Origin of the sequence: Thermosipho sp. 1074 (genome assembly GCF_001999655.1) — a bacterium.
GTDB lineage: Bacteria > Thermotogota > Thermotogae > Thermotogales > Fervidobacteriaceae > Thermosipho > Thermosipho affectus.
The window spans coordinates 74,394-95,846 of the sequence record NZ_LBEX01000018.1 but is presented as its reverse complement, the minus strand read 5'-3'; the positions used below and the strand labels follow the sequence as shown (position 1 = coordinate 95,846).

The 21,453-nt window shown below is 30.9% G+C and carries 24 protein-coding genes; 13 read left to right on the top strand and 11 right to left on the bottom strand.

All coding sequences use genetic code 11. The features are described 5' to 3' along the window. The first annotated feature begins 2 nt into the window (after nt 1-2). From XO08_RS07190 to XO08_RS07180, 3 genes are read left to right on the top strand one after another with little or no spacing between them, the layout of a single operon-like run. On the top strand, nt 3-344 hold the full coding sequence (locus XO08_RS07190; protein WP_077287803.1) for a divergent PAP2 family protein: 342 nt from the start codon (nt 3-5) through the stop codon (nt 342-344). A gap of 10 nt (nt 345-354) precedes the next feature. After that, complete coding sequence (locus XO08_RS07185) at nt 355-891, top strand: transglycosylase SLT domain-containing protein (RefSeq protein WP_077287801.1); 537 nt, start codon at nt 355-357, stop codon at nt 889-891. Next, complete coding sequence (locus XO08_RS07180) at nt 875-1,639, top strand: ABC transporter ATP-binding protein (RefSeq protein ID WP_077287799.1); 765 nt, start codon at nt 875-877, stop codon at nt 1,637-1,639. Before XO08_RS07185 ends, XO08_RS07180 begins: the two co-directional genes overlap by 17 nt. Here XO08_RS07180 and XO08_RS07175 read toward each other — a convergent pair. Continuing rightward, entirely contained in the window at nt 1,629-2,600 is a 972-nt protein-coding gene (locus XO08_RS07175) for a polysaccharide pyruvyl transferase family protein (RefSeq protein ID WP_232218177.1), read from the bottom strand. The two genes, XO08_RS07180 and XO08_RS07175, sit on opposite strands and share 11 nt — an antisense overlap. A 62-nt stretch (nt 2,601-2,662) precedes the next feature. On the opposite strand from XO08_RS07175, the gene XO08_RS07170 reads away from it, so the two are divergent. The 10 genes from XO08_RS07170 to XO08_RS09275 all read left to right on the top strand — a co-directional run bounded on the left by XO08_RS07170 (nt 2,663) and on the right by XO08_RS09275 (nt 10,925). Then, entirely contained in the window at nt 2,663-3,403 is a 741-nt protein-coding gene (locus XO08_RS07170) for an MBL fold metallo-hydrolase (RefSeq protein WP_077287797.1), read from the top strand. Nucleotides 3,404-3,452: 49 nt separating this feature from the next. Next, nucleotides 3,453-4,247 (top strand): 3-methyl-2-oxobutanoate hydroxymethyltransferase, encoded by a 795-nt coding sequence (gene panB, locus XO08_RS07165; RefSeq protein WP_077287795.1) that lies wholly within the window; start codon nt 3,453-3,455, stop codon nt 4,245-4,247. A gap of 1 nt (nt 4,248) precedes the next feature. Then, entirely contained in the window at nt 4,249-5,421 is a 1,173-nt protein-coding gene (coaBC, locus tag XO08_RS07160) for a bifunctional phosphopantothenoylcysteine decarboxylase/phosphopantothenate--cysteine ligase CoaBC (RefSeq protein ID WP_077287793.1), read from the top strand. Further along, on the top strand, nt 5,381-6,322 hold the full coding sequence (locus tag XO08_RS07155) for a hypothetical protein (RefSeq protein ID WP_077287791.1): 942 nt from the start codon (nt 5,381-5,383) through the stop codon (nt 6,320-6,322). The genes coaBC and XO08_RS07155 overlap by 41 nt, the downstream gene beginning before the upstream one ends. Nucleotides 6,323-6,337: 15 nt before the next feature. Then, entirely contained in the window at nt 6,338-6,940 is a 603-nt protein-coding gene (locus XO08_RS07150; protein WP_075666322.1) for a CBS domain-containing protein, read from the top strand. Beyond that, nucleotides 6,940-7,590, top strand: a complete 651-nt coding sequence (locus XO08_RS07145) for a ScpA family protein (RefSeq protein WP_077287789.1) — start codon at nt 6,940-6,942, stop codon at nt 7,588-7,590. Before XO08_RS07150 ends, XO08_RS07145 begins: the two co-directional genes overlap by 1 nt. A gap of 1 nt (nt 7,591) precedes the next feature. Continuing rightward, nucleotides 7,592-8,134: an SMC-Scp complex subunit ScpB gene (locus tag XO08_RS07140; RefSeq protein WP_075666320.1), complete on the top strand. Its 543-nt coding sequence runs from the start codon at nt 7,592-7,594 to the stop codon at nt 8,132-8,134. Beyond that, the gene (locus tag XO08_RS07135; RefSeq protein WP_075666319.1) at nt 8,085-9,110 is read left to right on the top strand and encodes an AAA family ATPase; all 1,026 of its coding nucleotides are present in this window, start codon (nt 8,085-8,087) and stop codon (nt 9,108-9,110) included. Before XO08_RS07140 ends, XO08_RS07135 begins: the two co-directional genes overlap by 50 nt. 205 nt (nt 9,111-9,315) lie before the next feature. Continuing rightward, entirely contained in the window at nt 9,316-10,809 is a 1,494-nt protein-coding gene (locus XO08_RS07130; RefSeq protein WP_075666318.1) for a sodium-dependent transporter, read from the top strand. Nucleotides 10,810-10,823: 14 nt separating this feature from the next. Next, nucleotides 10,824-10,925, top strand: a complete 102-nt coding sequence (locus XO08_RS09275; protein ID WP_143609944.1) for a MetS family NSS transporter small subunit — start codon at nt 10,824-10,826, stop codon at nt 10,923-10,925. Nucleotides 10,926-10,954: 29 nt separating this feature from the next. On the opposite strand, the gene fliY is transcribed toward XO08_RS09275, so the two are convergent. The 10 genes from fliY to XO08_RS07080 are packed head-to-tail and all read right to left on the bottom strand — an operon-like array spanning nt 10,955 to nt 21,401. Continuing rightward, entirely contained in the window at nt 10,955-12,061 is a 1,107-nt protein-coding gene (gene fliY, locus XO08_RS07125; protein ID WP_077198695.1) for a flagellar motor switch phosphatase FliY, read from the bottom strand. Beyond that, on the bottom strand, nt 12,061-13,050 hold the full coding sequence (fliM, locus tag XO08_RS07120; RefSeq protein ID WP_075666317.1) for a flagellar motor switch protein FliM: 990 nt from the start codon (nt 13,048-13,050) through the stop codon (nt 12,061-12,063). Before fliM ends, fliY begins: the two co-directional genes overlap by 1 nt. Before the next feature lie 13 nt (nt 13,051-13,063). Next, on the bottom strand, nt 13,064-13,588 hold the full coding sequence (gene fliL / locus XO08_RS07115) for a flagellar basal body-associated protein FliL (protein ID WP_075666316.1): 525 nt from the start codon (nt 13,586-13,588) through the stop codon (nt 13,064-13,066). Between the two features lie 11 nt (nt 13,589-13,599). Then, nucleotides 13,600-14,466 carry a flagellar motor protein MotB gene (locus XO08_RS07110; protein WP_075666315.1) on the bottom strand — a complete coding sequence of 289 codons (867 nt, stop codon included), beginning with the start codon at nt 14,464-14,466 and terminating at the stop codon, nt 13,600-13,602. Beyond that, nucleotides 14,466-15,254: a motility protein A gene (locus XO08_RS07105; protein ID WP_075666314.1), complete on the bottom strand. Its 789-nt coding sequence runs from the start codon at nt 15,252-15,254 to the stop codon at nt 14,466-14,468. The genes XO08_RS07110 and XO08_RS07105 overlap by 1 nt, the downstream gene beginning before the upstream one ends. Then, the gene (locus tag XO08_RS07100; RefSeq protein ID WP_075666740.1) at nt 15,254-15,466 is read right to left on the bottom strand and encodes a flagellar FlbD family protein; all 213 of its coding nucleotides are present in this window, start codon (nt 15,464-15,466) and stop codon (nt 15,254-15,256) included. The genes XO08_RS07105 and XO08_RS07100 overlap by 1 nt, the downstream gene beginning before the upstream one ends. Before the next feature lie 17 nt (nt 15,467-15,483). Next, nucleotides 15,484-17,601 carry a flagellar hook-basal body complex protein gene (locus tag XO08_RS07095; protein WP_075666313.1) on the bottom strand — a complete coding sequence of 706 codons (2,118 nt, stop codon included), beginning with the start codon at nt 17,599-17,601 and terminating at the stop codon, nt 15,484-15,486. A 5-nt stretch (nt 17,602-17,606) separates the two neighbouring features. Next, nucleotides 17,607-18,272, bottom strand: a complete 666-nt coding sequence (locus XO08_RS07090; protein WP_075666312.1) for a flagellar hook assembly protein FlgD — start codon at nt 18,270-18,272, stop codon at nt 17,607-17,609. Further along, nucleotides 18,247-20,457 carry a flagellar hook-length control protein FliK gene (locus tag XO08_RS07085; protein ID WP_077287787.1) on the bottom strand — a complete coding sequence of 737 codons (2,211 nt, stop codon included), beginning with the start codon at nt 20,455-20,457 and terminating at the stop codon, nt 18,247-18,249. The genes XO08_RS07090 and XO08_RS07085 overlap by 26 nt, the downstream gene beginning before the upstream one ends. Further along, nucleotides 20,454-21,401, bottom strand: a complete 948-nt coding sequence (locus tag XO08_RS07080) for a hypothetical protein (protein ID WP_077287785.1) — start codon at nt 21,399-21,401, stop codon at nt 20,454-20,456. Before XO08_RS07080 ends, XO08_RS07085 begins: the two co-directional genes overlap by 4 nt. Nucleotides 21,402-21,453: the final 52 nt, after the last annotated feature.

Sequence of the window (21,453 nt, the reverse complement as noted above, 5' to 3'; positions counted from 1 at the left end):
AAATGCAATTACTAACAAACAATGCATTGTTAACAGCCTTCTTCGCATTTTTAATCGCTCAATTTTTAAAAGTTCTAATTTATAAAGATATTAAAAGTTTTGGAAGATATGGAGGAATGCCAAGCGCGCACGTTGCAACTGTATCTGCACTAGCCTGGAAGGTGGCACGTATTACTGGATATGACTCACCTAATACTGCAATAGCTGCTATTTTTCTTGCTATAATTGCATCTGATGCGGTAGGATTAAGAAGAAAAGTTGACCCAAATAGTGGTCATACATTTATTGAAGCACTTGCAGGTTTTCTACTAGGTACTTTTTTGGCATTTATTATTCCAAAATAGGAGGGCAACAATGAAAAAATGGATTTTTGTTTTTGTGTTTTTGATATTATTTTCAATCGTATATGCTCTTCCCGGTAAATGGTTTAGAAATTTTGTAAAAGAATACAGAAGAGCATATGGTTTACCAACAGACGATGAGTTGTTAATAAAAATAGAAGATGCAATATTAGATGCTTCAAAGGAAACAGGGCTTGATCCACTTCTAATAACTTCTGTCATAATAGTTGAAAGTGAATTCAGAAATGTGATAGGACTTTACGGTGAACTTGGAATGATGCAGATAAAACCTGAAACGGCGGATTTTGTTGCAAATTATTATAACCTAAAAAAACCTAAAGAAGGCTGGACAAGAATATTGTGGGATTTTAAATTAAATATAAAAATAGGAAGTTATTATTTAAAGTACCTTTACGATAAATTTGGGAACATTCAAGAAGCTGTAAAACACTACAACGGTGGTATTTACAAAGAACAATATGCTGAAAGAATATTAGAAAAATACCAACAAATGTTAAAGGTGGCAAGCGTATATGAAAACAATTCTTGAGACAAAAAATATTTGTTTTGAATATGAAAATTTCAAATTAAAAAACATAAATATCTCTTTAAAACATGGAGATTTTGTGGGAATAATAGGGCCAAATGGTAGCGGAAAATCTACTACCTTAAAATTAATTACAAAATTAATAAAGCCTAAATCTGGGAAAGTATTTATTTTTGGAAAAGACTTGGAAAGGTCCTCACGCTCTTTTATAGCTTCAAAAGTATCTTTCGTAAGGCAAGAATTTAACCCTACTTTTGAATTCAAAGTCAAGGATATTATCGAGCTTGGAGCTATACATATAAAAAAAAGTTTTTTTAACACAGTTAATGATTCATCAAAAATAAAAAAATGTCTAGCTATGGTAGAATTAACAGGATATGAAAACAGATACTTCTCCACATTAAGTGGTGGAGAGCAACGTAGAGTTTTAATAGCAAGAAGTTTGTTTCAAGAAACCCCTATAATAATTGTAGATGAACTTACTGCTCATTTGGATATTTCGCATGCAATTCAAATTGTAGAAATTTTAAAGAAACTTACAGAATCAGGAAAAAGTATTTTAGCCGCATTCCATAACATTAATATTGCCTCAAAATATTGTAATTACCTCTATGCATTAAAAGATGGGGAATTAATATTTCAAGGCACGCCCAAAGATGTTATTAACAAAGAAAATATTAAAAAGTTATACAATAAGGAATTTTACATACTAAATCATCCAGTATATAATTATCCTGTAGTTACCGTATAATATTCAAAAGAAGTTTTTCAAGCATTCTATACATTTGAACACATTCTTCTTTCATCTTTTTACTAATATTTGGAGGTTGAATATCTTTTAACTTTAAGGCAACTTCAAATAAGTTGTTCGCAAAGTATGTATCGTTATTTTCATATTTTGAAAAAAATCTTCTAAATTTTTCATCTTTAATTGAAACAAATGGTTTTCCATAGAAAGCCGCAATCAAAGAACCGTGAAACCTTTCAGAGATCACAATACTTGAACTAAAAATCTCACTAATATCACTAGAAAAGTACATTTTTAAACCCTTAATTGAAAAATTTGAAAGTTTTTTTGCAAGATTAACATCCTCAGGAGAGAACGGAAGAAAAACTACCTCTTTTATACCTTTTCTTTTCAAATCGAATAAAATAGGTATATAACTTTTAATCTTTCTGGGAATTATTACTGCCTTCTTCTCAAATGAAAGTTCTTTATCACTCAAGCCTATTATTCCAGGGTCAGTGCAAAGATATGTGTTTTCATTAAAACACTTTGAAAATTTGTATGAAACAGGATCCCTTGCAAAAATGTACAAATTATCATTTTTTAGCAAATCTTTTAAAAGTACCCGCGAAAAATAATAATTTAAAGGGCCAAAACTATTTCCAAAAAACACAACAGGCTTTTTCAAGAGCAATGATAACTTAAAGATAGTATAGTAATAAATAAAACTCCTCAAGCTTGTCTTATCCTGTAAAATGCCACCACCACCACAAACGACCACGTCTGACTTTAAAATTGCGGAAATAACAGAAACTAAATTAAATCTATTGTAACCTCCATGTGATAATTTATCTTTTGGTAATAACTCCAAAACATTAAAGTTCTTACCTTTAAGAAATGTTTTTATACTTTTTCTCATAAGCTCATCACCAAAATTTCCAAAACCATAGTATCCTACAAGTAGTATAGTTTTTGATAAATTCAAGGAATACACCCTCCTAACAAAGAAATATTTCTATGAAAAGTATATCATATAGGAGGATAAATATGATTAAAAACATAAGCAACAAAATTTATGTTATCGAAAATGAACTTGCCGCAAATAGTACACTTATAATAGGGAAAAAAGGGAATATACTAATAGATACTTCACTTTTTCCAAAAAAAGCAATGAAAATAAAGCAATTTTCAAAAGATATTTCTGGAAAGGACATCTCTTTGGTTATAAACACACATTATCATCCTGACCATACTTTTGGAAACTCTGCATTTGATTGTCCCATTGTTTCACATAAATTGACAAGGGAATTTATGAAACAAATGGATGAAAACTATCTAAAACAACTTAAATTAGAAGACATTGAGATAAAACTTCCAAATGTAGTATTTGAAAATTACTTTGAATATGAAGACGGTATAAAACTTGTCATATATAGTGGTCCTGGTCATACCTTGGATTCATCTTATATACACATTGAATCAGAAAATATCATAATTGCAGGAGATACAATAATTACAGACATTCATCCAGAAATAGTTCCAGATAGCAATCTAGAACTTTGGATAAATACACTTGAAAATATGCCAAAAGTTTCAAACATAATTCCAGGACATGGAAAAATTGGAAATAAAGAAGATATCGATAAAATGATTGACTATTTAGAGAAAATAAAACAAATGAAATCTGGAAATATAAACGCCTACAAATTAGAAAATGATCCGAATTTCAAAAATCGGAAACACCCAGAATTACTAAAATGGAGTTTAGAAAATCTCCTTCCCTCTTAAAAAAGAGGGTTTTTTTATGCTAAAATTGTAACAAGAAGGGGTGAAAAATATGAATATTCAAAGATTAATAAACATGAAAGGCAAAGAAAAAATAGTAATGGTAACAGCTTATGATACACCATCTGCTAAAATTGCCGAAAAAGCAGGTGTAGATATAATTTTGGTAGGAGATTCACTTGGAAATAATGTACTCGGATACAATTCAACTATTCCTGTAACAATGGATGAAATAATTATACATCTCAAAGCAGTAAAAAGGGGAGCTCCAAATTCTTTTATAGTCGCAGATATGCCATTCCTTTCATATGGTTGTAGCTTAGAAGAATCCATTAAAAACGCAGGATTACTGATTAAAAATGGAGCAAATGCAGTTAAAATCGAAGGTGGAAAAATCCACTGCAATTTAATAAGAAAATGCATAAATATTGGCATCCCCGTTATGGGACACTTAGGATTTACACCTCAATCGTTAAATACTTTTGGCGGATATAAAGTTCAAGGAAAAGAACAAAGTTCCAAAAAAACAATACTTGAAAACGCAGTACAATTAGAAAAATGTGGGGTATTTTCAATAGTTCTTGAAATGCTAACAGAAGATGTTTCAAAACAAATAACAGAAAAACTCTCTATTCCCACAATTGGCATAGGTGCAGGTAGATTTTGTGACGGACAAGTTTTGGTATTTCACGATATAGTTGGACTAAATCCAGAATTTAAACCAAAATTTTCAAAACAATATGCCGATACATTTAATATAATGTTAGATGCACTAAAGGCATACAAAGAAGATGTGAAAACAAATAAATTTCCAGAAGAAAAACATATCTTCAAAGGAGGAAAATAAAATGCCACATATACTTTTAGGCGTATCAAGTGGTATAGCAATATACAAAACTGTCGACTTAGTCAGTAAATTAAGAAAAGAAAATTTTGAAATAGATGTAATAATGAGTGAAAACGCAACAAAACTCATATCACCTTCTGTTTTCTCCGCAGTTGGAAATTGTAACGTATACACCGATACATATCAAATAAATGGAGGATATATAATACACACAGAACTTTCCAAAAAAACAGATATCTTTTTACTTGCTCCTGCAACTGCAAATACAATTGCAAAAATTGCAAACGGTTTTGGTGATAACCTTTTAACAACAACGGCGATAGCACTTCCAAATAATACACCTAAAGTGTTTGTTCCAACAATGAATACTAGGATGTATGAAAATAAAATCACACTAGAAAACATACAAAAACTAAAAAAAATTGGCTGGTATTTAGTAGAACCAGAAACAGGTCACCTTGCCTGTGGAGATGTGGGAAAGGGAAGATACCCAGAAAATTCCAAAATAATTGAAATGTTGAAAATCATATTAGAAGAAAAAAAATTAAACGGCAAAAAAATTTTAATTACTGCTGGCCCAACCCAAGAAAGTATAGATCCTATAAGATACATAACCAACCATTCTAGCGGAAAAATGGGATATGCACTTACTAAAATTTCAAAAAGAATGGGGGCATATGTAACACTAATCTCAGGACCTACAAACATTGAAAAACCATACTTTATAGATGAATACATAGAAATTAGAACGGCAGATGAAATGTACAATGAAGTTGTTAAACGTTTTAAAAATTTTGACATTGTAATAATGACTGCTGCAGTTGCAGATTACACACCTGTTAGAAAAGAAGCTAAAAAAATTAAAAAGGCTAATGAATCATTAATACTAGAACTAAAAAGAACAAAAGATATTTTAAAAGAGATTTCTATACAAAGACTTAAAAACCAAGTAATTGTAGGATTTGCAGCGGAAACGGAAAATATAATAGCATACGGAAAAGAAAAGTTAGAAAAAAAACAAGTTAATTACATAATAGCAAATAACGCTTCTAAAGTAATGGGAAGCAACTACTCTGAAGTATTTCTAATTTCAAAAACACAAGTTTTAAAATTTGAAGGGAGTAAAGAATACGTTGCAAAAAAAATACTTGATACTATATCTTCTAATATTTAATGTGTTAATTTTTTCAATTTCTCAACACTTGGGAGTAAAATACATCTTTAGAAATACACAATTTGACAAATACTTAATATTAACAAGTTCAACTCAAAGAACAGTTATTGTGTATAACATGGAAACAGAAAAAATAGAATATTACTTCACCAATGTGGGAATTTTTCCTGCAATATCTTATCTTGATAAAAACTTACTGTTGATTATTGATACAGTAGGGACAAAATTAATTTCCATAAACTTAAAAACACACGAAAAAAATTTAAAACATCTTGAAAAAAAACCTATCTTCTATCAGAGAGATAAAGATAAAGTTTACATCTTGGATACAGATGGAAATTTGTATGGATATAGTTTCACGTTACACTTGAAATATTACTACAAATTCCTGTCAGCTCCAAATTATTTCTACATGTATAAGAACTATCCTTTAGGACTTTTCATCTGGAAAAAAGAAGTGGATTTAGAATACAAAAAAAAATTGTATAATTTCAATTTAATTACTCCTTCTTTTCTTGTAGAAGATTACGTCGTAGACACACGTGGTGGCAACATATTACGTTTGGTTAACTTCAAAATTTACAAAACATCTCCTTATATTTCATTTGTATTAAATTGGAATAAAAAAATTTACTTTGGTTCAATGTTTAGTAATGAAATTTATACCATTAAAAATGATAAAATAGAATTATGGAAAAAGTTACAGTATACGCCAACAAATGCAAAAGTGATAAACAACAAATTGTATATACTTTCAGCACCGTATAATAAATTAATGGTATTTAATTCTAATGGCAACACAAAAGAATTTAAAACTGACAAATACCCTATCGACATATTTTCTTACAAAAATAAAGTATTTGTTATATGTGCTGAAAATGGAGTAATTAATATATTCTAAAAGGAGGTTGTATTTATGAATGTAAAAAAATGGTTACTTACACATTTTCCATCATTGAAAAAAAATGAAACAATCGGTAATGCATTAAGGAAAATGAGGGACTTTTCTTGTGATTATTGTATAGTTTTAGATGAAAATGAAAAATTTGAAGGAGTAGTATACAAATCAAGCATTAGAGATTCAGAATTAGATGAGCCATTAGATATGTATATAACATTTCCAGACTTTTACGTGGTAGAAGACTCAAATGTTGAAGAAGCAGCATTAATGTTAATTGAAAACAAAGACCAAATATTACCAGTCGTCAATAACAACGCAGAAGTAATTGGTGTATTAACTGTTCAGGAGGTACTTGAGGCATTTACAGAACTCTCTGCTATGGATGAACAAGGCACAAGGATTGTACTAGAACTTGAAGACAAACCAGGTGAATTAAAAAGGGTTATTGATGTCCTTGCAAATAACAAAATGAATATACTTTCCATATTAACATTAAAGGAAAATGATAAAAGACAAGTATCTATAAAAATCCAATGCGAGGATCCAGAAACAGTTGCAAATTTACTTGAAATATACAAGATAAAATACCTTTCAATCATTGAAGAAGAAGGATTTTAATGGAATTTATCTTCAAATTTGAAGAATTTGAAGGACCTTTAGATCTAATTCTTTTTCTTATACAAAAAAAGAAATTAAGTATCAGGGAAATACCAATTTCCCAGCTTGCTGATGAATTTTATCAATATCTACAAAAAATGAAAGAATTTAATCTAAAAATAACATCTGAATTTATTGCAACTGCTGCATATCTTATGGAGCTAAAATCCAGAAGTCTACTTCCTAGAAGCTCAGAAGATAAAGAATTTATAAAATCAAAAGAAAAACTTTACTTTCAAGTCGAACAATACGCTAAATTAAAAGAAATGGTAAAAAAGATAAAAAAAGCAGAAAATGTTAGTATTAAAAATATTCCCGTATCTGTAAAAACGGTATTTCCTAAAATTAACGAGAAAAAATTACAGAAACTAATCTCTTCTATCATAAAAGAAGTGGAGTTAAAACAAAAAGTTTACAAAATAAAGAAAGAAGATATTTCTATTGAGACAGTAATGAGTCAAATTTTAAATGATACAGAAAAAAATTTAATAAATATTCTAAAAAACTCAAAAAACAAATATGAAATTATAATAAAATTTTTGGCAATTTTGGAACTTGTAAAACTCAAAAAAATAATAATAGAAGAAAACCTCTTTATAAGGAGAATTTAAAATGGATGTGGAAAAAATAGCAATAGTTGAGTCATTAATTTTTGCTTCAAAAGGTATTCAAAAAGAAAAGATAATTGAAATAACACAAATAGACGAAAAAAAATTAGAAGAAATAATTAAAAATCTAGAAAAAAAATACAATCTAAACGAAGAATCAGGTATAGAATTAAGAAACATAGATGGATATATAAAATTTTTTACAAAGAAAAAATTTTCAACATATGTTGAAAAAGTGGTTAAAAGGCGTTCTTTGAGTACTCTCTCAACTTCTCAACTTGAAATTGTTATCTTTCTTGCATCAACAAAAAACGCTACCAAAAAGGAAATCGATGGAATCAGAGGAAAAGATTCAACAAACATTATAAAACAATTACTTATGAATGGCGTTATAAAAAGAAAAAAGAAAGGGAGGAAATACATTTACAGCCTTACTGAAACCTTCAAAGAAGAAACTTTTATTGAAGATCTCTTAGTCGAATTAGGAGGTGTACAATTTGACGCTGGAAGAAGCCAAAATACTATCGAAAAAAATAATGGAAAGTAACGAAATTCCACTTCTAATAGGTCATTTCGGTGTAGGAAAAACTGACATAATAAAAGAAATTGCAAAAGAAACGAACAGAAAACTAATCATACTTGTACTATCCCAAATGGAACCTGGAGATTTAATAGGACTTCCTTCAAGAGAAAATAATAAAACAGTTTTTTTGGCACCAGATTGGTGGCCTGAAGACGAAAATACCATAATTTTTTTAGATGAGATAAACCGCTCTCACAGAAGCATAAGAAACGCAATAATGCAACTCTTAATTGATAAGCGTATTCACAACCATATTCTTCCAAAAGGAACATGGATAGTAGCTTCTATGAACCCGCCAGATGAAGAGTATGATCAAGTAGATTTAATAACTGATCCCGCCTTTTTATCAAGATTTTTTATCTTAGAAGTTTCACCAGATACAACTGAGTGGATCAATTGGGCAAAAAATAATCATTTACCAAATGAAATAATAGAATTTATAGAGAAAAATCCAGAATTTCTCCATACTTCAAATTATATATCTTTAAAAACTACGCTAAAACCAAGCCCTAGAAGTTGGTACAAATTAGGAAATGTTTTAAAAAATCTAACCGAGGATGAAAAAAGACAATACGGATATCAACTCGCATCTGGAATTTTAGGCCCAGAAGCTGCAAAAATCTTTATAGAGAATATCACTTCTAATATTCCTACCGCAAGAGAAATCATTATTAATGGAAAAATACCAAAGAATCTAGAATTACACGATGCAAACTCTTTAATTTTAAGAATAATTGATTTCTTGACAAATTTGACAGAAGATGAAGCCAAAAATTTAATCAACAACGTGGAAACTATTTCCAAAAATCTATTATCCGTATCTTCAATTGTACCTAAAGACGTATTTTTTAGTTTAGTTCGATTACTCAGCGAACTTTCAAATGAACCTGGCTTTAAAGGTCTAATATGTGATAAAATCCTGGAAAAAATATCTATATAACCCCTCAAAGTGAGGGGTTATTTTATAATAATTAAAAAAATACATCATTAAGTAAATACAAAATTAACAAAAAATTTTTAAAAATCCGTTTTTTTAGAACGGATTTTTTTATTTGATTTTTACATGTTAAATATGTTATATTATTTATAAGAAAATTTCTTAAAAGTTACAAATGTTTTTACAACCTTAACAAAGGAGGGATTTTATGGCTAGACAAAAGTGGGGTTCAAGATGGGCTTTTGTACTTGCGGCAATTGGTTCTGCTGCCGGACTTGGGAATGCTTGGAGATTTCCTTACATGGCCTATTCAAATGGTGGAGGTGCTTTTTACGTTCCATACTTTATTGCTTTATTTTTAGCAGGTATTCCACTACTTATGGCTGAATTTGCTATTGGACAAAAATTCCAAAGCAGTGCCCCAAAATCAATGGCAAAAATCAAAAAAGGTGCAGAATTTATCGGTTGGTGGGCTGTTATAACTGGTGCATTAATAACATTCTATTACAATGTTATAATGGCATACATATTTAACTACCTTTATCACTCTTTCGGTGTTGCATGGAAAGACAATCCAAGCAACTTTTTCTTTGGAAATTTTCTAAAAATATCCAATGGTCCTGGTGAATTAGGTTCCATAAGATGGCCAATATTAATTGGACTTGTACTTGCATGGTTATGGATTTACTTTATCTTAAGAAAAGGCACAGCATCAGTTGGAAAAACAGTTGTATGGACAGTCCCATTACCCGTAGTTTTATTAATTCTACTTGGAATCAGAGGTATTACTTTAGATGGTGCAGCACAAGGATTAAATTATCTATTTGAACCAAATTTTGCAAAGCTTGCAGATCCAAGAGTTTGGGCTAATGCATTTGGTCAAATATTCTTCACGCTTAGTTTGGCGTTTGGTATAATGATTGCATACGGAAGTTACAACAAAAAAGATGAAGACATTGCAAACAACGCTATAATTACGGCATTAGGAAACTCTGCTACATCATTTCTTGCTGGAATTGCCGTATTTTCAGTGCTAGGTTACATGGCTTTACAAACTGGAAGTCCTGTTAATGAAGTTGTAAATGGTGGAATTGGACTCGCATTTGTAGTTTATCCAAAAGCTATCTCTTTATTCCCAGGTGGTATGATTATCCAATCAATTATTGGTCTTGCTTTCTTTTTGATGTTATTAACACTTGGTATTGATTCTGCTTTCTCGCTAGTTGAATCGGTAGAAGCAGCAGCTGCTGATAAATTCAAAACAAACAAAAAGGCATTTTTAATAGGATTTTCAATATTTGGATTCCTATGTGGACTTCTTTTCTCCACGCAAGGAGGTCTGTATTGGCTTGATATCATTGATCACTTCCTTAGTATATATGCATTATTAATTGTTGGAATTTTGGAATCAATAATCATTGGTTGGGTTTTTGGTGCGGAAAAACTCAGAAATTATATCAACAAAGTTTCAGAAGTAAAGATCGGAAAATGGTTTAATTTATCGTTAAAATTCATAATTCCAACTGCACTTATATCTGTTCTTGTTTTAACATTAATAGATGAGATTAAAGAACCATATGGGGGTTATCCAACTTGGGCATTATTAACTGGTTTTGCAATACTAATTGCAACTCCGATTATCGCTATTATTCTTTCAAAAATTCCTTCAAAGGACAGCGAATACTATAAGAAGGAAATTTAAAGGGAGGAGACAAAATGAGCATAAGTGCTATAATATTTATGATTTTTGCAGGTGTAGTTTTATTTGGAGGACTATTTTGGTCCCTTTCAATAGCGGCTAAATCAAAGAGAAAATAAAAAAGGCTTCGGATCTTCCGAAGCCTTTTTTATTCTAAAGTGTAAAATCTTTCTTGTGGACTCACAATTTCCGTAATTCTTACACCAAAATTTTCATCTATTACTACGACTTCACCCCTTGCAATAAGCTTCCCATTAACTATAATATCCACAGGTTCACCTGTCAATTTATCAAGTTCAATCAACGAACCTACAGAAAGCTCCATAACTTGTTTTAAAGTTAATTTCGTTTTTCCTAATTCCACAACAACATTTAAAGGAATATCTAAAAGTGCTTGAATCCTATCTGGAATCTGTGTACCACTTTTTACAGTTCCTCCACTTTCAAAAGATTGAAATTGAGCTGGTGAAACCGCAACTGGATTTTTCTGAACATTTTCAGAAGTAGCCATTCCCATCGATGGCTTCCCAGATTGATTATTAACTTGCGTTTGTGGCTGCAATGGAGACTGTTTTTCCTCTTGTACCGTTTCAGTACTACCAAATAACATCTTATACAATTTCTTTACAAAAGGTGGTGACATTGTTAAAAAGAAGGCTGCAGGTTCTAACCCCTCGATTATAAGATTAAAATTAACCTTTGCAACAACATCATCCTCGTTAGTAACTACCGGTGGAAATTTAACATTTTCATCATCAAAATCTAACAATTCAACGACCGGAGGTGTTATATCCACTGGTTTTTTTAACATATCTGAAAGAGAAGTTGCTGCCGCCCCCATCATTTGGTTCATTGCTTCAGAGACTGCACTCAATGATATTTCATCCACTTCCTCTGATTCTACTTCTCCAGTACCACCCATCATAATATTTGCAATCCTTGCCACTGCAATCTGTGGTAAAACCAAGGCATTTAATCCTTCTATTTCTCCTACAAAATTTATCGAAACTACCGCATTTTTACCTTTAACCTCTTTTCTTATTTCTTTGAGTTTCTTCATTTCAACTGTAGGAACAGTTATATCAACTTTCCTCCCAAGGAGTGTTGATAAAGCAGTAGTCCCACTCCCCATTATTATATTCCCAATTTCACCAAACATATCTTTTTCAAGATCAGTTAGTTCATTTTGCGAATCATCTATTTGATTCAAAAGAGAGTCCAACTCTTCTTGCGAAAGAAATTGTTCGTCTCCCATCATTTTATCTCCTCCTCATCTAACACCTCTACAATTCTAACTGCATACCTTCCTTTAAAAACACCTGGAACCCCAAGAAATTTATCCTTCCCATTTAGTTTTATCTTTAGAGGATCCTCTTTAAAAGTATTTAAACGTATTACATCACCAACCTCAAGATTTAAAATATCCCAAAGTGTCAAGTTAGTTTCTCCAATAGTTGCAGATAACTCCACAATTGTTCTTGCAAGATTCTCTCTTAAAGCTTTCATATCTTCCTCGGAAACAATTTTCTGTTTTGTTTTAAACCAACTCTGGGTAGTTAATTTTTCTCCAATTGGTTCTACCAATGAAGAAGGCCAACAGACATTTATATATCCCTCAAGTTTACCAATATTTACAAAAAATGTTATAACCAAAACCATTTCATTTAACGCCACAACTTGAACAAATTGTGGGTTTGTTTCAATAGCTTCAATAACAGGAACAAAAGAATAAACACTATTCCACGCCTGTGATAAATTTGTCAATATATTTACAACTTCTTTTCTCATAACTTCTATTTCAGTTCCTGTTGGAGGTCTATTTAACTCAACAGAAGTTCCTGGACCTCCTAGTAAAATTTCCAAAATACCGTAAAAAATCTCTAAATCTATATCCAGTACAGCACTTCCGACAAATTCCTTTGCAGAAAACACAGTAATAAAGGAAGGATTTTTTATCGACTTTATAAACTCATCATATGTCATCTGGTCAATACTTACAAGATCAACCGCAACAAAACTTCTCAACCTACCAGAAAAATACGTCGATAAACTTCTTGCAAAATTCTCATGGAGCATCTGCAATGTTCTTTCTTGTTCTTTGGAAAATTTCCTAGGTCTTAGAAAATCGTAAGTTCTAACTTTTTTCTCTTCTTCCTCTTTTTTTACCTCTTCAATCGATACTTCTCCTTGATTTACAGCCTGTAATAACCTATCTATTTCTTCCTGACTTAAAACATCAGACATATTATCACCTCAATTACTGTACAGAGCTAACAGCTTTTATATAAAGATATACATCTATCACTCCTTGTTTTTCTTTTTCACCAACAAATCCTGTTATTTCATTCACAGCATTTTTTATTTGTTTTTTCAAAAGTTCTATCCCTGCAGGTGTATTTATTTCTGTTCTCTCTTTACTAAGAAAAATAAGCATTAAAGCATCCATGATTTCATCATTCTTTTCTGCAATTAGACTTCTACATTGATCACTTCCCACCTTAAACGAAAGCGAGTCAATAACAGCAACTTCCTTTCCACCTTTTAACATAAACGTCTGATAAGTTCCTGGCTGAATAACAACTGCTTTTATAGGAACTGAAGAAGTAGTTTCAGATTGAGTAGTTTCTTTTGCAGCTTGTGGTTGAGTGTTATTGCCCAAGAACATAACCACTGCAACACTTACCACTAACGATATAACTAAAGGTATCAAAATTGGCATTAGCAATCCCATTATTCCCTTTTTTTTCTTTGGCTGAGCTTCTTGAATTTCTTCCTCTGGCATTTGAACCCCTCCTATTTTGCTAATTCTCTCTTTATCAAAATATCAATTCTTCTATATTTTTGCCTTAAATCCACGATTTTCTGATCGGTTTCTTGAGTGAGTCTTGCAACAAAATCATTCCACTCGTTTCTCGTAATTTCACCTGCAACTAACTTTTTTCTCATCTCTTCAAGTTTAAATTCATATAAATTTCTCAATGCTTTTATTTCTTTTTGTATTTCAACATCACCCTTCCCTATTGGTACAAACCTCTCAGGTGCATAATAGTAATCTGGATCAAACCTTCCTAACTGGATATCCGCTATTCTTTCTAATGAACGTTTCTGTTTTAATTCTGTTGTAAAGAAAAGAACAACACTAGAAGCCCGTGCAGCACTGAGATGCCAATTGGAAAAATATATAGAATTCTCAGGCAAAGGTATTTCATTTGCAAAACCATATACTTCGAGAACATTAGTAGTATGTTCAATTATCACAGTTCCCAATTTTTCCAAAAGTTTTTTCGCTTCAGCAGTTAACCTTGCACTCCCTGGTTCAAATATATCCAAATCACTAATTGTAATTAATGTACCTTCATCTTTTTCCTGTACAGTTACCTTTCCTTTGTATTCCTCTGATATCCTTAAAATCTCCTGATAAACCCCAGGATTTTGTGAAATTAATGGTTCTGTTTGTAAAGATTTTCCACCAGTTAAAACACTTGGGGGATTTCCATTTAAAGCCGATGTTAAACCTACCGCAACTTGTTGAAACTTACCTGGACTAATACTAGACATTGCAAAGAGCAACACAAAAAATGTCAGCAACAACGTAACCATATCACCATATGTGGTCATCCACAAAGGGGCACCTTTTGGACATTCTTGCTTTTTAGCCATTATGCACTTGCCTCCTGAGTAGATGCCTCGTATTGTGCTTTAGCCGCTTGAGGTAAGAACGCCTTTAATTTTTCTTCTAATATTCTTGGATTTTCTCCAGCTTGAATTGATAAAATACCTTCTAATATCATGTTTTTTTCTAATTCCATATTTAATATTCTTTTTCCTATTTTCTCTGAAATTGGCAACGCAAAGGCATTAGCCATTATTGAACCATATAGCGTAGTAATAAGTGCAACTGCCATAGATGGACCTAAAGAATTTGGATCATTCAAACTTTTAAGCATTTGTATTAAACCAATCAAAGTACCTATCATACCAAAAGCAGGGGCATATGCTCCAATTGCATCAAATAACCCTTTTTTCAAATTCATTTCACTTGAAGCAACTTCTATTTCAATTTCCATCATAGACTTTAAAACTTCTGGTTCAGTACCATCAACCAATAATTGTAACCCTTTTTTCATAAATGGATCTTCAAGTTGTTCAATATTTTCCTCTAGGGATAAAAGTCCTTCCCTTCTAGCTTTTTCAGATAACGAAACCAAAGTTTTCAAAAGATTTACATAGTCAGTCTTTGGTTCTTTTAAAGACTCTAGTGCAACTTGGACAAATTTAAAAGCTATATCTTTAGGATTTGCAGCAACTGCAGCACCTATCGAACCACCAATGACTATAACTATTGATGGAATATTGATAAAAGCCGCAAAGTCACCTCCACCGGATATAATCCCATAAATAACCATAATAAAGGCCAAACCCATACCACCCAGTAATGCTATATCCATTATTCCTCACCATCCTTATATAAAGGGGGAATACTCAAAATTCTTCTTCTATATTCCATTATTTCTTCAATTACTTCCTCCACACTTTCCAATACAATATACTTTTTCCCATTGTAGAGTGTAATAGTTGTATCAGGCAAAGCTTCTACTTTTTCAATGTACTCTGCATTAAGATAAAATTTTTTCTTATTTAAAAAAGTAAGTAAGATAATACACTTCACCCCTTATTTTATCGTCTTAAATTCACTACTTCTTGAAGAATTTGATCAGCAGTAGTTACAACTCTCGCATTTGCTTGAAAACCTCTCTGAGCAATTATTAATTTTGTAAACTCTTCGGACAAATCTACATTTGACATTTCAAGTGCTCCAGAAATCAATGCACCAGAACCCCCAAATCCAGGTTGTCTAATTATTGCGCTTCCACTATTCGCACTTTCCGTGTAAAGAGAGTTCCCTGCCTCCAAAAGACCCGCAGGATTATTAAAAATAGCAAGTGCTACCTTCCCAAGTTTATCAGTAAGTCCATTACTAAATGTACCAATTATATCTCCATTTTCTGCAATTGAGAAAGACTCCAAAGTACCTTGAGCATTTCCGTTTTGTTCAACAACATAAGCATCAGAGGTTGCAGCAAACTGCGTTATACCAGTCAGATTCAATTTAATTTTTACTTCCCCATCTCCGTTTTCTGCAGCATTAAATTTAATTGCATCAATAGATTCTCCACGATTTATCTGACCAGTTATTGGATCAAAAGCATACAATCCTGTATACCTTCCACTCTCATCAAAAGTCATAACACCAGTTGTACCACTTGTTATCTCTTGCCCAGTATCGTAATTACTTAAATATTTTACATTCTCTCCCGAAGCACTCCTTACTCTAAATGCCCAAGCATTTTTATAATTTGCAGAACCATCGTTGTAATTTGCAGAAAGTTTTACGAAATCTATATATAATGTATACGCGTTACCAAGCGTATCATATACCTGCACCGATGTTGTATAAAATGGTGAATTAAAATCTGTAACAGAAAAATTAGTAGGATTATCCGCTTCGTAAAATCTAGGTTCACCACTTCCAGGAACTACTAGACTATTTACAGTCGAACCGTTATAAACTTCCACCGTATAAATCTCTGCTGGATCAAAAACACCCGTCAAACTATAGTTTGTACCATTTATCAAACCAGAAGTAAAATCATATTGTGCAACCAAATTACCGTTTGAATCTCTAACAAATACTTTTGCATTGGAAGAAATATCTGCTCCGTTATATGTGAAATCCAACTGATTAGTTGAAACCACCGTTCCATTTTCCGTTGATGCAATAAACCCAGGAGTTGCAAGATCAACAACATCTTTTGCAACTTCTATCACATAATCACTACCATTCTTTATTTGATCAGAAGCAACAATTGCAGTTCCTGAACTTACACTAGCAGTTTGAACATCCAAAATTTTGCCACTAGAATCTCTGATAATAAATGTGTAATTTCCATCCTCCTGACCTATTCCACTTAAATTAACACTTCCATCAGTCGTTGCTGTAACACTCAACTTTTGCTTTATTGCACCAGATTGTACAACATTACCAAATTTGTCAAATTTCATATATATCTCTCCATCGATATTATCATCTGTTCCACTGTATACTTTTGCTCTATAAATTTGATAATCTGCAAATGGATCCTGTAAACCTCCCTTATCTCTATCGAAAATTATCTTTACATTTACAGAAGTTCCTCCGTAACCTGACAATGTCATAACAGTTTTACCTGGGCCAACTCTTGCATCTAAATTATTTGCCACAGTCATAGAAGTAGTCTTCTTTGCAGACATAGAAAGTCCAGCAGAAATTTGGATATCTGATATTGGTTTATTTGTATCTACATATCTTTTGCCAGATTCTGGATCTGGTTCGGCTATCCATCCCTGCAATTTTAACCCTGAAGTTGGTTGTATAATTGTACCATTCACATCTAAATCAAAGTTCCCCGCTCTAGTATAATATGTCTTTCCTGTACCATCTCTTAGAATAAAAAAACCATCTCCTTGAATTGCAAGATCAGTTTTTTTCCCCGTGTTTTGAAAACTCCCTTGAGACATTATCTTATCTATTGATGCAACTTTTACACCATAGCCTATTTGCTTTGGATTTGTCCCACCTGTAAGCTCTGTTGCCCTTTTTGACAACTCCAAAACCTGAGAAAAAGTTGTTGCATAAGTTACACGCGATGCTTTAAAACCTATTGTACTGACATTTGCAATATTATTTCCTACGACATCAATAGCCTGTTGAAATCCTTGAAGACCAGTTACTCCACTGTAAATTGATCTTATCATCTATTTCACCCCTCTTCAGAAATTTCTATTATTGAATTTATCGGATACAAATTCCCATTCACAAGTACATATACATCATTATCTTTAAACTGCACTGCTTCAACTTTTCCACCATCCATAGCTGAAATTTCACTTAAACTTCCATCAGGTTGTACCGTATAAAGTCCAAAATTATAAATCCCGTCTGGTAAAGCAACTCCGTCATTGTTCCTACCGTCCCATAAAAAGGTCTGCATACCTGCTTCTAAATTTCCAAGGTCTTCCTCTTTAACAATTTTCCCATTTTCATCGTATATCTTTAAAATTACATGCGAAGGTTCTTCTAATTTAAAAACTTGGGTATTTGTCACACCGTTTTTTAACTCAATAATATTCGACTTTACAACAGCATACTTTCCCACCATAGATGAAACTTGTGCTCTATACAACGATGCTGAACTTTCAACAAATTTTTGAACTGACTCACTCATATTTGTAATTTGTTCAAGTGTAGATAGCTGCGTCATTTGAGCAATAAACTCCCTATCTTTTAATGGTTCTAAAGGATCCTGATTTTTTAATTGAGTAACTAATAGTTCTAAAAATGCTTCCTTGTCTAACTCTTTTTTTACACCGTGATTTTTTGAATTTTCCATTGGATAAATATTATTCATTTGTATCCAGTTCATCATTATCTTTCACCCACCTCTTTTTTTGCTTTCTATTTTGTTCATTTCCTTTGTCTTGTTTTTCTTCTTCATACCATTCTTGTTCTTCTTTAACTTCAAAAGAATATTCTTTGATCTCAAGCCCTATATTATTAAATCTTTCCCTTAAATTGTGTAATCCTTTTTCTACAATATCTCTTGATTCTTTATTTTCAAAAACAAATCTTATAACTACTTCGTCATCCACTTTTTCCAAATTAATCTCAAGCTTGCCAAAAGCTGGATGTTTTAAATCAATTATTGCTTTTTCCTTATAACTTCCTTTATTCTCTATCATCTCCGTAATTTTTTTGTAAATTTCCTCTATGTTTCTATTTCGAGATTCTAGTTCTGTTCTAATTACATGTAAATTGTTCGCCTTCTCTGTATTATTCAAAAGATCAATTTTCGTATGCACTTCTTCATATTTTGGCATCTTATATAATTTTCTTGCTTGATATTTGAAAATTTCATTGGAAATTTTTGGATTAACTTCCTTACGTGCTACATGTTTTTTTATATTTCTTTCGCTTTCAAAAATAAATTCTATTTTCAACTTATGTTCACTATCCCCCTTTATATTATTCTTCAAAAAAACATTGTTTTCCCTAATAAACCGCTCTAAAATTTTAACCCTTCTATTAATTTCATTTGTCCTTGGAGGATTTTTTTCTCTAATTATTGGGGATAATTTCTCATTTGTCATAGAAATAGGTATTAATATTAAAGAATTTATAGTCTTATTTCCAATTCTAAATATTTTGTCTTTGAAAAAGTAAACTACATCCTTTTTTTTATTTAAAATTATATTCCTATTCAATATTACATCTCTTTTTAATAGCTTTTTTTCTAGGTTATTCTCATTTGTAAAAATTACTTTAATCTTGGGTGGGGTGTTCTTTGGTAATTTCACATCTTTTATTTTAATATTTTTTAAATGTCTTACATTTTCACACAACAATCTTAAATCCTTAATATCCACATTTAAGCTCACTTGATTGTTTTCTAAAAGATAAGATTCTTTCCCTTCTAACTTTTCTAAAAAATTCGTTATAACTTCTTGCACTTTTAAATTTATCTTAGTTTCTTTTTTTTCTATCTCTTTGCCTATTTTTGCAGGAACATCCAATTTTTTCACTTCTTTAGCTTTACTATACTTAACAGCTTTAATATTTTTAACATCCATCTTTTTTGAAGAATTTAGAATTATATTTTTCTTTTTATCATTATTTTTTATATTTTCACTTGTTATATTTTTCTTAATATCACCAACAAAATCACCTTGAAAATTTCCATCTTCATTGAGTCCATTTACATATTCTTTTACATTCAAATAAGTTTTTTCTATTGAATGGAAAGGAGATATATCCTCCTTTTTTTCAATTACTTTACTATTTTCAACTACTTTACTCTTTATAACATCTCTCCGTAAATTTTTTAATTTTTCATCTTTCTTTGAGATATCAAAAAACTTCTGATCTTTCCCTGTTTCCAATGGTTCTTTTTTTAATTTTGTAATTCCTTTTTTTAAAGTATTTGTATCTTCTTTTATAAAATTTTTCTTTTCAACAATATCATTTTCAACAAAAACTTTACTTATAATTTTTACTTTTCCATCTTTTTTACTTTTTAAGACGAGTAACTTTTCATTATTTTCCTTTTTATCACTAATCATCTTTCTTAAAATACTATTTTTTACGTTTTTTTCCTCTGATCTTTCCAACTTTAATCTGTCTAACTCTAAGATTTCCTTTTTCTCAAAAGTATTAACTATCTTTTTTTCTTGCAGCATGGTTTTTTCGTCTCGTGGTAAAATTTCTTTTTTACCATCCATATTACTAAATTTATATTCTTTCTTTTTTGAATTCTCTCCATTTTTTCTTTCGAAAACAACATTTGAAAACTTATCTTTAACGTCTTCTGTTAAGTTTTTAGTACTCACAGAAGTTTCCAAACTTTCTATAACATGCTTTAGTAATTTTTTTTCATCTATAAAAGGTTCATCTTGTAGCCTTAATATTTCTTTTGAAACTGTTTTTCCAAAAATTTTCTTTTTTTCCTCTACTAATTGTTTAAAAGCGCTATTACTTTCTTTTTGGCTTTTTAATTTTACATTTTTACCATGATTCATTTCAACGTTATTAGCAATAAGTTGTTTTAAAAGATTCATTCTATCCCACCACCTAATTTTATTAACTCAACAAAAAGTTTCTCATTTTCATCTTTTAAACGTTTTAAAATCCTTTTTGTAATTGAGACATCCACATTAGATAGCAGATAATATACAATTCTAGGAGAATCCTTGTATAAATTAATCATTGAGTAAATCTCGTTTTCACTTAATGAAGATAAATATCCTTTTACTGCTTTGTTAAATCCTTCAAGTGATATCAACTGACTTTGTAATGTGTACAATTTATCAATCTCTTTTTTCAAAAATTCCAATTTTTCATTTAAATTACTAAGAATTTCATTTACATTGTAAATTTTATTAACAACCGCAGCTGCTTTTGTTGGATTTACTTTTGCAAGTGCTTGTACCATTTCACTCCTTAAGTCTGGAGCTAACTGCTGAAAAACTACAGCTAATGTCTCTACATTCACATCTTTACTATTCATCAACGGTACTAATTCATTTGCATCTCCATTTTTAAAAATTTCAACTAATTTATTTAAATTCTTAGCAGTATCAAAAACTTTTGTTTTGGACAATTCTTCACTTATTTTTTTCTCTTTCCATTCATCCTCTATTCTTTTAAGCGAATTGTATAAAATTTCGTTTTGTTTTCTTAATTTTTCTGCCTCTTTCAATTTTTCTTCCGATTGCTTAATTAATTCCTCTATATTTTTCTTATAACTTTCAAATATTTCTGTAAAATACTTTTTGGGTTCATTTACACTTAATGACTCATACTTTACATACCTATTTAGAATAGGTATTTTATTTAACAAATACGCAGCATAACTCTTGAAATTTGAAAACAATGATTCATCCACACCATATACATTTTTTAATAAAAAATTAAAATAAGAAAACAACAAAATTTCCGAAATAACTAAAACTGCTATAATAAACGCTATTAGAAATTTTAGAAGTTTGTTTTTCTTCTCCATATCCAACCTCCAAATATTCTTCTCCAAATAAATTTTTCTACACAACCTACAA